18 protein-coding genes are annotated in these 12,423 nt (G+C 56.7%); 10 read left to right on the forward strand and 8 right to left on the reverse strand.

Features of this window, described 5'->3' with window-relative positions; translation table 11 throughout:
- The 4 genes from purM to ACEWL3_RS07065 form a co-directional block, all read left to right on the forward strand.
- On the forward strand, positions 1–714 hold a 714-nt coding region (gene purM / locus ACEWL3_RS07050; protein ID WP_435000635.1), incomplete at its 5' end, for a phosphoribosylformylglycinamidine cyclo-ligase.
- Positions 711–1,307, forward strand: a complete 597-nt coding sequence (gene purN, locus ACEWL3_RS07055; RefSeq protein ID WP_386179403.1) for a phosphoribosylglycinamide formyltransferase — start codon at positions 711–713, stop codon at positions 1,305–1,307. The genes purM and purN, both read left to right, overlap by 4 nt.
- 77 nt (positions 1,308–1,384) lie before the next feature.
- Entirely contained in the window at positions 1,385–2,542 is a 1,158-nt protein-coding gene (gene rnd, locus ACEWL3_RS07060) for a ribonuclease D (RefSeq protein ID WP_386179400.1), read from the forward strand.
- Between the two features lie 35 nt (positions 2,543–2,577).
- The gene (locus ACEWL3_RS07065) at positions 2,578–2,928 is read left to right on the forward strand and encodes a RidA family protein (RefSeq protein WP_386179397.1); all 351 of its coding nucleotides are present in this window, start codon (positions 2,578–2,580) and stop codon (positions 2,926–2,928) included.
- A gap of 18 nt (positions 2,929–2,946) precedes the next feature.
- Here ACEWL3_RS07065 and ACEWL3_RS07070 read toward each other — a convergent pair whose 3' ends face one another.
- Positions 2,947–3,468 (reverse strand): hypothetical protein, encoded by a 522-nt coding sequence (locus ACEWL3_RS07070; protein WP_386179394.1) that lies wholly within the window; start codon positions 3,466–3,468, stop codon positions 2,947–2,949.
- A 131-nt stretch (positions 3,469–3,599) separates the two neighbouring features.
- Between ACEWL3_RS07070 and ACEWL3_RS07075 the strand changes: the two genes are divergently transcribed.
- Positions 3,600–4,010: a SufE family protein gene (locus ACEWL3_RS07075; RefSeq protein WP_386179391.1), complete on the forward strand. Its 411-nt coding sequence runs from the start codon at positions 3,600–3,602 to the stop codon at positions 4,008–4,010.
- Between the two features lie 31 nt (positions 4,011–4,041).
- On the opposite strand, the gene ACEWL3_RS07080 is transcribed toward ACEWL3_RS07075, so the two are convergent.
- The 4 genes from ACEWL3_RS07080 to ACEWL3_RS07095 form a co-directional block, all read right to left on the reverse strand.
- Entirely contained in the window at positions 4,042–4,665 is a 624-nt protein-coding gene (locus ACEWL3_RS07080) for a DUF1638 domain-containing protein (protein ID WP_386179388.1), read from the reverse strand.
- Complete coding sequence (locus ACEWL3_RS07085; protein WP_386179385.1) at positions 4,662–4,997, reverse strand: YbjQ family protein; 336 nt, start codon at positions 4,995–4,997, stop codon at positions 4,662–4,664. The genes ACEWL3_RS07080 and ACEWL3_RS07085 overlap by 4 nt, the downstream gene beginning before the upstream one ends.
- On the reverse strand, positions 4,978–5,193 hold the full coding sequence (locus ACEWL3_RS07090; RefSeq protein WP_386179382.1) for a hypothetical protein: 216 nt from the start codon (positions 5,191–5,193) through the stop codon (positions 4,978–4,980). The genes ACEWL3_RS07085 and ACEWL3_RS07090 overlap by 20 nt, the downstream gene beginning before the upstream one ends.
- A 93-nt stretch (positions 5,194–5,286) precedes the next feature.
- Positions 5,287–5,988 (reverse strand): corrinoid protein, encoded by a 702-nt coding sequence (locus tag ACEWL3_RS07095; RefSeq protein ID WP_114878776.1) that lies wholly within the window; start codon positions 5,986–5,988, stop codon positions 5,287–5,289.
- Positions 5,989–6,193: 205 nt separating this feature from the next.
- On the opposite strand from ACEWL3_RS07095, the gene ACEWL3_RS07100 reads away from it, so the two are divergent.
- Positions 6,194–7,270 carry a PA0069 family radical SAM protein gene (locus tag ACEWL3_RS07100; protein ID WP_386179378.1) on the forward strand — a complete coding sequence of 359 codons (1,077 nt, stop codon included), beginning with the start codon at positions 6,194–6,196 and terminating at the stop codon, positions 7,268–7,270.
- 25 nt (positions 7,271–7,295) lie between these two features.
- Here the strand turns inward: ACEWL3_RS07100 and ACEWL3_RS07105 are convergent, their stop codons facing one another.
- Positions 7,296–7,703: a GFA family protein gene (locus ACEWL3_RS07105; protein WP_386179376.1), complete on the reverse strand. Its 408-nt coding sequence runs from the start codon at positions 7,701–7,703 to the stop codon at positions 7,296–7,298.
- A 307-nt stretch (positions 7,704–8,010) separates the two neighbouring features.
- Between ACEWL3_RS07105 and ACEWL3_RS07110 the strand changes: the two genes are divergently transcribed.
- Positions 8,011–8,844, forward strand: coding sequence for a class I SAM-dependent methyltransferase (locus tag ACEWL3_RS07110; RefSeq protein ID WP_386179373.1), 834 nt, complete (start codon positions 8,011–8,013; stop codon positions 8,842–8,844).
- Positions 8,845–9,000: 156 nt separating this feature from the next.
- On the opposite strand, the gene bmt is transcribed toward ACEWL3_RS07110, so the two are convergent.
- Both bmt and ACEWL3_RS07120 read right to left on the reverse strand, forming a co-directional pair.
- Positions 9,001–10,014 (reverse strand): betaine--homocysteine S-methyltransferase, encoded by a 1,014-nt coding sequence (bmt, locus tag ACEWL3_RS07115; RefSeq protein WP_386179370.1) that lies wholly within the window; start codon positions 10,012–10,014, stop codon positions 9,001–9,003.
- 191 nt (positions 10,015–10,205) lie between these two features.
- Positions 10,206–10,523: a DUF1476 domain-containing protein gene (locus tag ACEWL3_RS07120; protein ID WP_114878771.1), complete on the reverse strand. Its 318-nt coding sequence runs from the start codon at positions 10,521–10,523 to the stop codon at positions 10,206–10,208.
- 172 nt (positions 10,524–10,695) lie between these two features.
- Between ACEWL3_RS07120 and purC the strand changes: the two genes are divergently transcribed.
- Genes purC through purQ form a run of 3 tightly spaced genes read left to right on the forward strand, consistent with a single transcriptional unit; the run spans position 10,696 to position 12,408 of the window.
- Complete coding sequence (purC, locus tag ACEWL3_RS07125; RefSeq protein ID WP_114878770.1) at positions 10,696–11,457, forward strand: phosphoribosylaminoimidazolesuccinocarboxamide synthase; 762 nt, start codon at positions 10,696–10,698, stop codon at positions 11,455–11,457.
- Positions 11,458–11,509: 52 nt separating this feature from the next.
- Complete coding sequence (purS, locus tag ACEWL3_RS07130; RefSeq protein ID WP_386179366.1) at positions 11,510–11,740, forward strand: phosphoribosylformylglycinamidine synthase subunit PurS; 231 nt, start codon at positions 11,510–11,512, stop codon at positions 11,738–11,740.
- Positions 11,740–12,408 (forward strand): phosphoribosylformylglycinamidine synthase subunit PurQ, encoded by a 669-nt coding sequence (gene purQ, locus ACEWL3_RS07135; RefSeq protein ID WP_386179363.1) that lies wholly within the window; start codon positions 11,740–11,742, stop codon positions 12,406–12,408. The genes purS and purQ overlap by 1 nt, the downstream gene beginning before the upstream one ends.
- Positions 12,409–12,423 lie beyond the last annotated feature (15 nt).

A 12,423-nucleotide genomic window follows, 5' to 3' on the forward strand; every position in this document is an offset into this window, starting at 1 on the left:
GCAACGGGCAAACTTGAACTGGATCAGGCCGCGCGCATCATCGACGGGATCGCAGAAGGATGTGCGCAATCTGGCTGCGCGTTGATTGGCGGCGAAACGGCGGAAATGCCGGGGATGTATCACGGGGGCGACTTTGATTTGGCGGGATTTGCCGTGGGCGCGATGGAACGGGGCACCGAATTGCCGCGTGCCGTGGCTGAGGGTGATGTGTTGCTGGGCCTGCCAAGCGACGGGGTGCATTCCAACGGCTATAGCCTCGTGCGCAGGATTGTGGAACTGAGCGGTCTGGGCTGGGATGACCCGAGCCCCTTTGGCGAGGGCACTCTGGGCGCAGCCCTGCTGACACCTACGCGGCTTTATGTCAAAGGTGCGGTGGCGGCACTGCGCACGGATTGCGTCAACGCATTGGCGCATATCACTGGTGGCGGGTTGACGGAAAACCTGCCTCGGGTGTTGCCCGATGGGATGGCGGCGGAAATCGATCTGTGTGCATGGCCATTGCCGCCGGTGTTCAAATGGCTGGCGCAGACGGGCGGCATGGCTGAGACCGAACTGCTCAAGACCTTTAACGCAGGTATTGGCATGATTGCGGTGGTTCCTGCGGGGCAGGTTGATGCGGCCAAGGCGGCCTTTGCCACGGATGGACATGATGCGATTGAAATAGGGCGGATCACGAGCGGCACCGGTGTGGCCTACTCAGGCGCGCTGCTTTGATCAAACGGGTCGCGATTTTTGTCTCTGGGGGTGGCTCAAACATGCGGGTGCTGGTTGAGGATATGATCGGCGATCACCCGGCGCGGCCTTGCGTGGTGGTGTCCAACAATCCTGCGGCTGGCGGCATCGCATGGGCAAAAACCCAGAATATTCCAACGATAGTGGTGGATCATCGCCCTTACGGCGCTGATCGTGCGGCATTTGAGGCGGCACTGACCCAAGCGCTTGCCCCCCATGCCCCCGACATCATTTGTCTGGCGGGTTTCATGCGTAAACTGACGCAAGGATTCACCGATGCCTGGGCAGGGCGGATGATCAACATCCACCCCTCTCTTTTGCCGAAATACAAAGGGCTCAACACCCATGCCCGCGCGCTGGAAGCGGGTGATACGGCCCATGGGTGTACGGTGCACGAGGTGACGGCCGCCCTGGATGATGGTCCGATCCTTGGCCAAGCCAGCATTGCGATTGAGGACCGGGACACACCTGACACACTGGCAGCCCGTATTCTGGTACAGGAGCATCGGCTTTACCCTCAGGTGCTGCGCCGATTTGCAGCAGGTGACCGCAGCCCGCTATTCTTGCAGGGGTGATCTGGTCAAAACGCAACCATTCCTATACGCCTGATCCGATTGCACCATATTGACCCCGTCTATTGTAAAGTTTGTACATGAAAACCATCACAACTACTGCCGATCTTGCCGCTTTTTGTACGCAGGCTGCAGCGCATCCTTATGTCACCGTCGATACCGAATTCCTGCGTGAACGGACCTATTATTCCAAGCTCTGTCTGGTGCAACTGGCGATGCCGGGCGAGGATGACAGCGGTGCCGTGCTGGTCGATCCGCTGGCGGATGGCATTTCGCTTGAGCCGCTCTATGACCTGTTTCGCGATACATCGGTGGTCAAGGTGTTTCACGCCGCGCGTCAGGACCTTGAGATTTTCTTTGTGGATGCAAAAGTATTCCCGGAGCCGTTGTTTGACACGCAGGTTGCAGCGATGGTCTGTGGGTTTGGCGAACAGGTGGGCTATGAAACGCTTGTGCGCAAAATCGCACGCGAAGGCGTCGACAAGACATCACGCTTTACCGATTGGTCTCGGCGTCCCTTGAGTGACGCACAAAAGACCTATGCCCTGGCTGATGTCACGCATCTGCGCCAGGTCTACGAATTTCTTGCCGCCGAGCTCGATAAAAGCGGGCGTGGCCGATGGGTTGCCGAAGAACTGGAAATCTTGACCAATCCCGACACCTACATCAGCGTGCCGCGCGAGGCATGGAAGCGGGTGAAGACACGCACCAATTCGGCCAAGTTTCTGGCCATCGTGCGCGAGCTGGCCGCGTTTCGTGAGGAATATGCGCAGACCCGAAATGTGCCGCGCAACCGGGTGTACAAGGACGATGCGCTGGTGGAATTGGCCAGTCTGAAGCCCGGCACGATGGAAGAGTTAAGCCGTTCGCGCCTGTTGCTGCGCGATGCGCGCAAGGGCGAGATTGCGGATGGTATTCTAAGCGGGATCAAGGCGGGTTTGGCGTGCAAACCGGCCGACATGCCACAGCCGGACCGCAGCCGCGAAATGCTGCAGGTCAATCCGGCGCTTGCCGATCTGCTGCGTGTCCTTTTGAAGGCTAAAACCGAATCTGCGGGGGTGGCCGCCAAGCTGATTGCACCTGCGGCCGATCTTGACGGGATCGCCGCAGGATTGCGTGATGTGCCTGCAATGAAAGGCTGGCGGCTTGAGGTCTTTGGCAATGACGCGCTGCGCCTCTGCGAGGGCAAGATTGCGCTGACCGCGCATGGAAATGACGTAAAAGTGGTTGAAGTATAACCTGCAATAATTTGAGATATATGGGAGTTTCCGAAATGGCTAGTATTGAGCGCCACCATTCCAACCAACGCATGAGCCAGATCGTGGTGCATGGCGATACGATTTACCTGGCGGGTCAGGTCGGCACCGCGGGTGCCAGTGTGGCCCAACAGACCCAGGATTGTCTGGATAAGATCGACGGGCTATTGGCCGAGGTCGGGTCAGACAAGACACGCATCCTGCAGGCGGTCATCTGGCTGGCGGACATGAATGATTTTGCTGAAATGAACGGCGTATGGGATGCCTGGGCGGCACAGGGCCACGTGCCCGCACGCGCCTGCGGCGAGGCAAAACTTGCCACGCCCGAATACACGGTTGAGATTATCGTGACAGCGGCAAAGGCCTAATGCGGCTGGGTCAGTCGCCTAGCGGCGGCTGACCAATGCATTCAACTGACCTTCAACACGGATGCTGCGCACCCCGCTCAGGTCCTGATCGGTGATGCGGCGCGCCGCGATCACTTCGCGGGTGGGCGTGGTGCCAACAGGTGTGTTCTCGCTGGGGCGGACCCCTTCAAGGCGATATGTCAAAACACCGTCAACGGGCAGTTCATCTTCGTTGGCTGGTGTCAGCTGCACTGCATAATACCCCTGACGCGCCGCCAGGCCCGTGGCGCGGATGATCGCCCCACCCGGAATGCGTTCAATGGTCAGGGCTGTGACCTGTTCAAACGGGCGGCCCAGATATTCCGCATCCTGGGCACGCAGACCCGCAAACAGGCCACCGCTGCGTTCAGGTATCAGGGGGTTGGTGTTTTTCTGTGTCTGTACAGCTTCGGACCGCGATTGGCCAAACCAGTTGAACGGGTTGATCCGACTTTCGCGCACGGCCCCGCAGGCGGTCAGTGTCAGCGTTGATATCAAAATGATTGGAAGGGTCTTGCGCATGGGTCCGCCCGTGGAAATTTATCTGCCTTTTGACTACCCTATCACATGCGCCTTGGGAAGGGGGTGGACCTTTGCTTGCGCTGCTCCTACCTCTGGTCTTCATATCACTAACCCCAAAGGACTGTTTTGAGATGGCCACACCCGCCTTTGAAGAGCTTGTCGAAGATTTTGAATTTCTGGACGACTGGGAAGATCGTTATCGCCATGTGATTGATCAGGGCAAGGCGATGGAACCGCTTGCCGAGGCGTTACGGGTGCCTGCGACCAAAGTAAACGGATGTGCCAGTCAGGTTTGGCTGCATGCGCAGTTTGACGACGGCAAGCTGCATTTTGACGGGGCCAGCGATGCGATGATCGTATCGGGTCTGATCGCGGTGCTGCGCACGCTTTACAACGGGCTGTCCGCATCCGAGGTGCTGGCCGTGGATGCGCGTGCAGAGATGGGGCGCTTGGGGTTGAACGATCATCTTTCGGCGCAACGGTCAAACGGGCTGCGTGCGATGATTGAGCGGATCAGGGAAACGGCAGCTCAAGTGGGCTGATGCGGGACCGGGGCAAGACGGCTAAGTAGCCCTAGGATTTCAGGTTTCCGAGGGCCGATTGCAGATCGCCGTAGCCGGTAAAACGACGTTCAAGCGGCAGACCAAGGACATCGGCACATTTTTGGGCTTTGGCGGCCAGTTCAGGGTCGTCCAATTGCGCCTGATACACGACTTTTTCGTAGTTTCCGAAATACATATCACGCAATTCCGGATGACGATCGAGGCCAAGTGGTTTGACGATAAAGGCGTCAAACTGGCGCACGGAAAAATCTGTGAGGTAAAAGGCGGTCATTTCATCCAATGCGGCAAAGGCGTCATTGCCTTCAAAAAAGCTGTAGCAATGGGGGCCCGCAATCATCTTTACGCCCAGCCTGTCGCAAGCGACCTCAAGCAGTCCTCCGGTGCCGCAATCGGCATAGACCACAAAGATGTCGTCAAACTCAGCGCGCCGTTCGGTCACCATCTTTTCGACGGCTGGGACGATTTTTTCGGGGAAATGGTGCAGGTTGGCGGGCAGGCAGTGCAAATGCAGGTGGTCCCAGCCATTAGCTTTGTTGAGTGCGAGGATCTCGCGGGCCAATGCACCGCAGGCGATCAGGAGGATCTGTCCCGGATTTTTGGCACCCGGCGCTGCCGGTTGATCCGTGCGGGTCATTTCAGGCGCACGGCAGTGCCGTAGGCCACAATCTCGGACGATCCCTTGGCGATGGCAGAGGTTTGCATGCGCATGCCGACAATTGCATCCGCGCCTTTGGACATGGCGTCGGCGATCATCCGGTCAATGGCTTGTTCGCGCGCACCCGCGAGCAGACTTGAGTAGCCCGTCAATTCACCACCGACCAGTTGCTTCAGACCCGCAACGATATCGGTGCCCAGATGTTTGGCCCGCACGGTGGCACCGCGCACCAAACCGATGGTCTCGGCAATCTCGCGCCCGGTGATCGTGTCGGTCGTGGCAATCAGCATATCAGTGGTCCATTTCGTCATAGCGGTCATCTTGTTTGTTACCCACGCGTTCAGCGATTACGCGAAACACGATATACCCGACCAAGGCGGCAGGGAGCAGGGCGATGCCCGCAAAAGGCAGGTTCACCGCAGCCAAAAGCAATGCGCCCAGCCAAACCGTGGCAGCGGCGGCAGCCAGCACGCAAACGATGATCAGAACAAGTTTATCAAGTGGCATTGCAATCCTCCTCGTTTAAATGTGGGGGTGCCGGCGGCAAAAGAAAAGGCCCCGCGTTGCCGCCGGGCCTTCAATCTCGCAGTTTCAGCGCGCTCAGGCAGATTTTGCGCTGTTGTGCTTGCGTGCCATCCATTCCTTGGCGGTTTCAACGGCCACGGCGGCGTCCCGGCAGTAGGCGTCTGCGCCAATTGCCTTGCCAAACTCTTCGTTCAGGGGCGCGCCACCGACCAGCACGATGTAGTCATCGCGAATGCCCTGTTCGATCATCGTGTCGATCACGACCTTCATGTAGGGCATTGTGGTGGTCAGCAGGGCGGACATGCCAAGGATGTCCGGTCCTTCGGTCTCCATCGCCTCAAGATACTTTTCAACGGCATTGTTGATGCCCAGGTCGACAACTTCGAAGCCCGCACCTTCCATCATCATGCCGACAAGGTTCTTGCCGATGTCGTGGATGTCGCCTTTGACGGTGCCAATGACCATCTTGCCCACGCGCGGCGCACCGGTTTCGGCCAGCAATGGTTTCAGAATGGCCATACCACCCTTCATCGCGTTTGCGGCCAGCAACACTTCGGGCACAAAAAGAATACCGTCGCGGAAATCTGCGCCAACAATGGTCATCCCGCCGACAAGCGCCTTGGTCAGCACGTCGTAGGGTTCCCACTTGCGCTCCAGCAAGATGTTCACGCCTTCCTCAATCTCTTCCTTGAGGCCATCGTAAAGGTCGTCAAACATCTGTTGAACAAGTTCTTCGTCGTCGAGTTCGGACAGGATGATTTCGTCGTCGTCGGACATGGGTCTTTCCTTCTGCTGGGCATTGCAGGTGCATGGCACTTGCGCCCTTTTGTCACGTAACGCCGCGTGAGGGTGCACATTTTGCGACATAGGCCGCATGTTGTGCGACGTGGCTGATCAATTTGCTACCTTGGAAAGGGGCGAGGCGACAAGGGATTAGCAGCTTTCGATTGCGTGTGTTCTGGTTTTGTTCTAGATAATTGTCATGGATAGAGAAGACCAGCGTTTCAAAATTCTGGGCCGTGCCGCTGGCAGCAACCAGGTGGGCCGTTTTGAGCGGCATACCCATGAGGCGGTAGATGATGGATGGGCGCGTGATGAGGTGCTGCCGGTGCTGCGAACCCAGACGGCAATCGAGGTGCCGCGCAGTGTGATCAGCTATAACACGTCGCCGGATCTGCCGTTCGATCGGTCCATCAATCCGTACCGCGGCTGCGAACACGGATGCGTTTATTGCTTTGCACGGCCAAGTCACGCCTATCTTGGCCTGTCACCGGGGTTGGATTTTGAAACACGTCTGATCGCCCGGCCCGAGGCCCCCCTAGTGCTGAGGCGCGAGCTTGCGGCCAAGTCGTACAAAGTTGCCCCCATCGCAATCGGGACCAACACGGACCCGTACCAACCCATTGAAAAAAAACACGAGATCATGCGCGCGTGTTTGCAGGTGCTGTCAGACACGGGGCATCCTGTGGCGATTGTCACCAAAGGCAGCCTGATTGAGCGTGACATTGATATTTTGGCCGACATGGCAAAGCGCGGTTTGGTGAGGGTTGGCATCTCTGTGACCACGCTAGACGCCAAGCTGAGCCGGTTGATGGAACCGCGCGCACCCAGCCCGCAGCGGCGGCTAAAAATGATCCGCACGCTTGCAAGCGCAGGCATCCCGGTGCGGATCATGGCCTCGCCGATGATCCCGGCGCTTACCGATCCGGAAATGGAGACGATACTGCAACTAGGCCGGGATGCCGGCGCGCGCCACGCCAGTTGGATCATGCTGCGTCTGCCGCGAGAAGTGTCGCCGCTGGTGCAGGACTGGCTGGCGACACATTACCCGGACCGGGCAGAGCGGATCATGTCTCGGCTGCGCGAAATGCATGGGGGCAAGGCATACGACGCCACATGGCATCGCCGAATGCGGGGGACTGGCCCCTATGCAGATATGGTGGCGCAGCGGTTTAAGGTAGCTGTCAAACGACTTGGGCTGGGTACCAAGGCACCACCGATGCGTTGCGATCTGTTTCGTGCGCCCAGGGAAGTGACGGCGCAGATGTCGTTGTTTTGACGCGGAATGTTCTGGTGATATGTGGTTACTGGCGTTCCAAGGCCGGGATTTGGCCAATGTTATACACCCAGTCTGGCCTGCCTTCTGTCCAAAAGGCCTTTTGTGGCACCGCAAAACTGCAATCGTCAAAGTTTCCGGCACCGATCCCGATCCGACCCCCTGCGAAATCGGCTTTCCAATAAAGCGATACGCCACAGGCCGGGCAAAGGAAGTATGTCAGCGCACGGCCATCCTGGCACGGTCGCTGCCAGGTTTGAACATCGCCGGTAATCGTCACCGTGTCTTGCTCCCAATAGGTTGATACGGAAAAAGCTGACCCTGATTTGCGTCTGCAATCACGACAGGAACAGGTCATTACCCGCCACGGTTCGCCCCGCGTCTCAGCGGTCAAAGAGCCGCAAAGGCATTGTGCATGTCGGACGAGTTGTTGCATCTTTTGCTCCCTGAGTTGATAAAAGACTACCGAAAGAAAGCTGAGGTGGCATCACTTTTTAATGTTGGTGAGTGCGAGGAAGTGGCGGTTGAACGATTGGGTTTTGGGACAACAGCGTCATCCAAGCGGTGTGATTGGTTCTGGCGTCGAGAGGCGAGCTAGCGCAGTTATGATTGTTTTGAGGTAGTATTTGGTGTCAGCAGCGCGGACTTTTCCGACCTTCGCTGCGGCTGTGCCAATGGCCGCTTAGGCGATTAAGTAAAACGTGGTAGGGTCGAAATTCACAAACTGGAAAAAGTTGATTGTCATGAATAACGATGAGAAAATTTCCATCCACTATCGCCACGGCGATCTGCTAACCGCGATTCAGGCTGGCCTTGAAAAACAGGGCATTAAACCTGAAAATGCCAGTGTTGAAGATCTTGGCCCAGTAGATGAATTTCACATTGGTGGGCGGGCAGCGAGCATTCATTTTCTGGACCAGTTAAAGATATCGCCGTCCCAAAGCATACTCGATATCGGTTGCGGCTTGGGAGGTTCGGCGCGTTTCGCTGCAAAGACTTACGGAGCAAAGATGGCTGGAATTGATCTGACTTCTGAATACGTAGAGGTTGGGCAGCAACTTTGCGGTTGGGTCGGCTTGTCCGATAGCATCAGATTGCAGCAAGGTAGTGCACTGTCGCTTCCTTTTGAAGATGCGAGTTTTGACGGCGCATTCATGATGCATGTCGGCATGAACATAGAAGATAAGCATGCGCTGATCGCTGAGGTGTCCCGTGTTCTGAAATCCGGTGCGAAGTTTGGTATCTACGATATCATGAAGGACAACGAAGAAGAGCTTATTTATCCTGTGCCCTGGGCAACAACCTCTGAAACAAGCTGGGTTTCTGAGCCTAAAGACTATCGAATGGCACTCGAAACTAATGGTTTTGTAGTCGTCGAGGAAAATAACCGCCGCGAATTTGCTATGGATTTCTTTAAGAAAATGAAGGCCGCAAGCGGAGCCGCTGGAGGACCGCCCCCATTGGGTTTGCATGTTCTCATGCGGCAGGCGACCGCAGAAAAAATCCCAAATATGGTGGCAAATTTGGCTGCGGGGCGCATCTCACCTATCGAAATGATTGCGGTCAAGGGAGTATAGACTTTAGGATATAGCGTCGCGCTCTCGGTGTAATGAGGACGGTCAGATTAACATGGATGCATAGAACAGCGGACATCCGGGCAGCTTGCAGCATCAGTCGAAGAGGGCTCAAACCAGACATTCGAGAATTTATTCAACTCATTTGCGGGACACTTCTTACCCGCGACGCCGCCCGCGACGTTCTGCGCGAACCGGGCCTTTGCCGTCCGTCCCATCACTTGCGGATGAAAATGCACCAAGTGCGGCAACAATTTCTTCCAATTCGGGTGCGGCCCCTTTGGGCCTTGTGTCTAGTGCGGTGCGCATCGCGACCAAGTGTTCTGGCATGGTGCCGCAACAGCCGCCAATGATCGTTGCACCGCAATTGCGGGCCATAACAGCATATTCCGCCATCAGTTCGGGCGTGCCATCATAATGAATGTGACCTTCATGGTATTTGGGGATGCCCGCGTTGCCCTTGGCGATGATCGGCAGATGGCCGCCTTTGGCGGTAAAACCAAGCACCGTGCGCAACAGGTCCGATGCGCCCGTGCCGCAATTGGCACCGTAGGCCTGTGGCGTGTTGTCGAGGCCATGCACCATGTCCACCATCGCCTCGGAAGTCAGGCCCATCATTGTGCGCCCGGCAGTGTCAAAGCTCATGGTGCCAACCCAGTCCAGACCGGCAAGCGCGAAGCCTTCGGCGGCGGCTTTGTATTCCTCTGGCGCGCTGATCGTCTCTAACCAGCCGATGTCCGCACCACCGGCTTTGAGGCCATCGGCGGTTTCGTGGAACATCTCGACGGCAACGGCATGGCTGAGGGTTCCGACGGGCTCCATAATCTCGCCTGTGGGGCCAACCGATCCTGCGACAATGACTTTGCGGCCGGCTTTGTCGGCGACCTCGCGGCCCAGTTCGGCGGCGACCCTGGACAGTTCATGCACGCGCTTTTGTGCGCCGTGCAGTTTGAGGCGCGATGCATTTGCGCCAAAACTGTTGGTCAAGAATAAATCACTGCCCGCGTCTACGGCACCTTTGTAGAGAGCGATGATTTTCTTTGGCTCATCGGTGTTCCACATTTCGGGCGCGTCACCGGACATCAGCCCCATGTTGAACAGGTTCGTGCCGGTCGCACCATCCGCGAGAAGCGTGCCTTTTTCGGCCAAAAGATCGGTAAAGGCATTGGACATGCTGCAAACTCCGCGCAAAAACAGTTTATCCTGATCTCACGACGCCAATCTTAGGGCAATCTCATAATCTTCATCTTGATTATGAATTTGGTGAAGGTTCAGCGCGGGGCGCAACATGACAAGAAAAAGCGCCGTACATTTTAATGCACGGCGCGTGTTTCTAGATAGTAGTCGGCGTATAAGCCGCTGATTTACTGTATTTCCGTCATGATCTGCGCTTTGGCCTCTGCCATCAGCGACACCATCTTGGCGCGGATCGTTGCTTCATCGGCCTTATCGCCCAGATCGCCAGACACCTTGCGGTATACGTCTTCATCACCAGCTTCTTCGAAATCGGATTTGATCACCTCGCGGGCGTATTCGGCAGCCGCTTCGCCGGATTTCCCCAACAGTTCCGCGGCCCATAGACCCAACAGCTTGTTGCGGCGGGCTTCGGCCTTGAACTGCATGTCGGCGTCATGCGCGAATTTGTTTTCAAAGGCATTTTCGCGGTCGTTAAAGGTGCTCATCGTATGTCTCCGGTTTTTGGCGATGCGTTGGCTTATGATATGCGGCTTTGATCGTGTTTGCGCAAGAGGCACCCAAGATGGCGGCAAAACCTTGCAGCGTATCGGGGGGTGTACTATGAGGCCCCTAAGCGGCGGGGGATACCCTCCCGGCCAAAAGACGGAAGGGATGCCAATGGCCCGGCGCAAAAAGATCTACGAAGGTAAAGCAAAGATTCTGTATGAAGGCCCCGAACCGGGTACCATTGTGCAGTATTTCAAAGATGATGCGACCGCCTTTAATGCGCAGAAAAAGGACGTGATTGAGGGCAAAGGCGTGTTGAACAACCGTCTGTCCGAATATTTCATGACCGGCCTCAATCAGATCGGCGTGCCCACGCATTTCATCAAACGCCTGAACATGCGCGAACAACTTGTCCGCCAGGTCGAGATCGTGCCGCTTGAGGTGATCGTGCGCAATTATGCCGCCGGCACCATGTCCACGCGGCTTGGCATTGAGGAAGGCACGCAATTGCCGCGCCCGATTGTTGAATATTGCTACAAGGACGACGCGCTTGGCGATCCTTTGGTGACAGAAGAACATATCGCGGCCTTTGGCTGGGCCAGCCAGCAGGACATGGAAGATATCCTGTCACTGGCGCTGCGGGTAAACGATTTTCTGTCCGGCGTGATGATGGCGGTGGGCATACGTCTGGTGGATTTCAAGATCGAGATTGGTCGCGTTTATGACGGTGATTTTCAGCGGCTGATCGTCGCGGATGAGATCAGTCCGGACAGTTGCCGGTTGTGGGATATCGAAACGGGTCAAAAGCTGGACAAGGATGTGTTTCGCCGTGATCTGGGCTCGTTGACGGATGCCTATACCGAAGTGGCCAAAAGGCTGGGCGTGATGCCCAAGACGTCGACACCGATCACAAAGCCGACTTTGATTAACTGAGGCCGATGTCGATTTTGAGTATTTTTGGCGAAAAGAAGCTGGGGGACATAGCGTGAAAGCACGTGTGCATGTGATGTTGAAGAATGGCGTATTGGACCCGCAGGGCGAAGCGGTGCGCCATGCGCTTGGGGCCATGGGCTTTGATGGCGTGAACGGTGTGCGTCAGGGTAAAGTGATTGAGCTTGATCTGGCAGAGGGGACCTCTGAGGCGGAAGTGACGGCGATGTGTGAAAAGCTGCTCGCCAATACGGTGATCGAATCCTATTCGGTGGAGATGGGCTGATGCATGCTGCGGTTGTTGTTTTTCCCGGATCGAATTGTGACCGTGATCTGGCGGTGGCGTTCAAGGCCGCTGGTGCGCGGGTGACGATGGTCTGGCACAAAGACAGCGAATTGCCACAGGGTGTTGATATTGTGGGGATCCCGGGCGGCTTTTCCTATGGCGACTATCTGCGCTGCGGGGCCATCGCGGCCAATTCACCGATCTGCAAATCGGTGGCGGCCCATGCAGGGCGGGGCGGGTATGTATTTGGTGTGTGCAACGGCTTTCAGGTCTTGACAGAGACCGGATTGTTGCCGGGCGCTTTGCTGCGCAACGCCGGGTTGAAATATATTTGCAAAACCGTGGGGCTGAAGGTTGAAACATCGAGCAGCGACTATACCAAAGGGTATAATGCGGGCGATGTGATCAACATTCCCATTGCGCACCACGATGGAAATTACTTTGCCGATGCTGATACCATTGCAGAGCTGCAGGGCGAGGACCGAGTTGCGTTCAGCTATATGGACAATCCCAACGGAGCACAGGCTGATATTGCCGGCATCCTGTCCCAGAACCGGCGCGTGTTGGGTATGATGCCCCACCCCGAACGGGCAGCGGATGCAGGGCACGGCGGTACCGATGGGACGGCGCTCTTTCGCGCATTGGCCGGGGCGCTGATCACGGCGTGACTTGAGTGCGCCTTG

The sequence above is a fragment of the Sulfitobacter sediminivivens genome (assembly GCF_042611115.2).
Lineage (GTDB): Bacteria > Pseudomonadota > Alphaproteobacteria > Rhodobacterales > Rhodobacteraceae > Sulfitobacter > Sulfitobacter sediminivivens.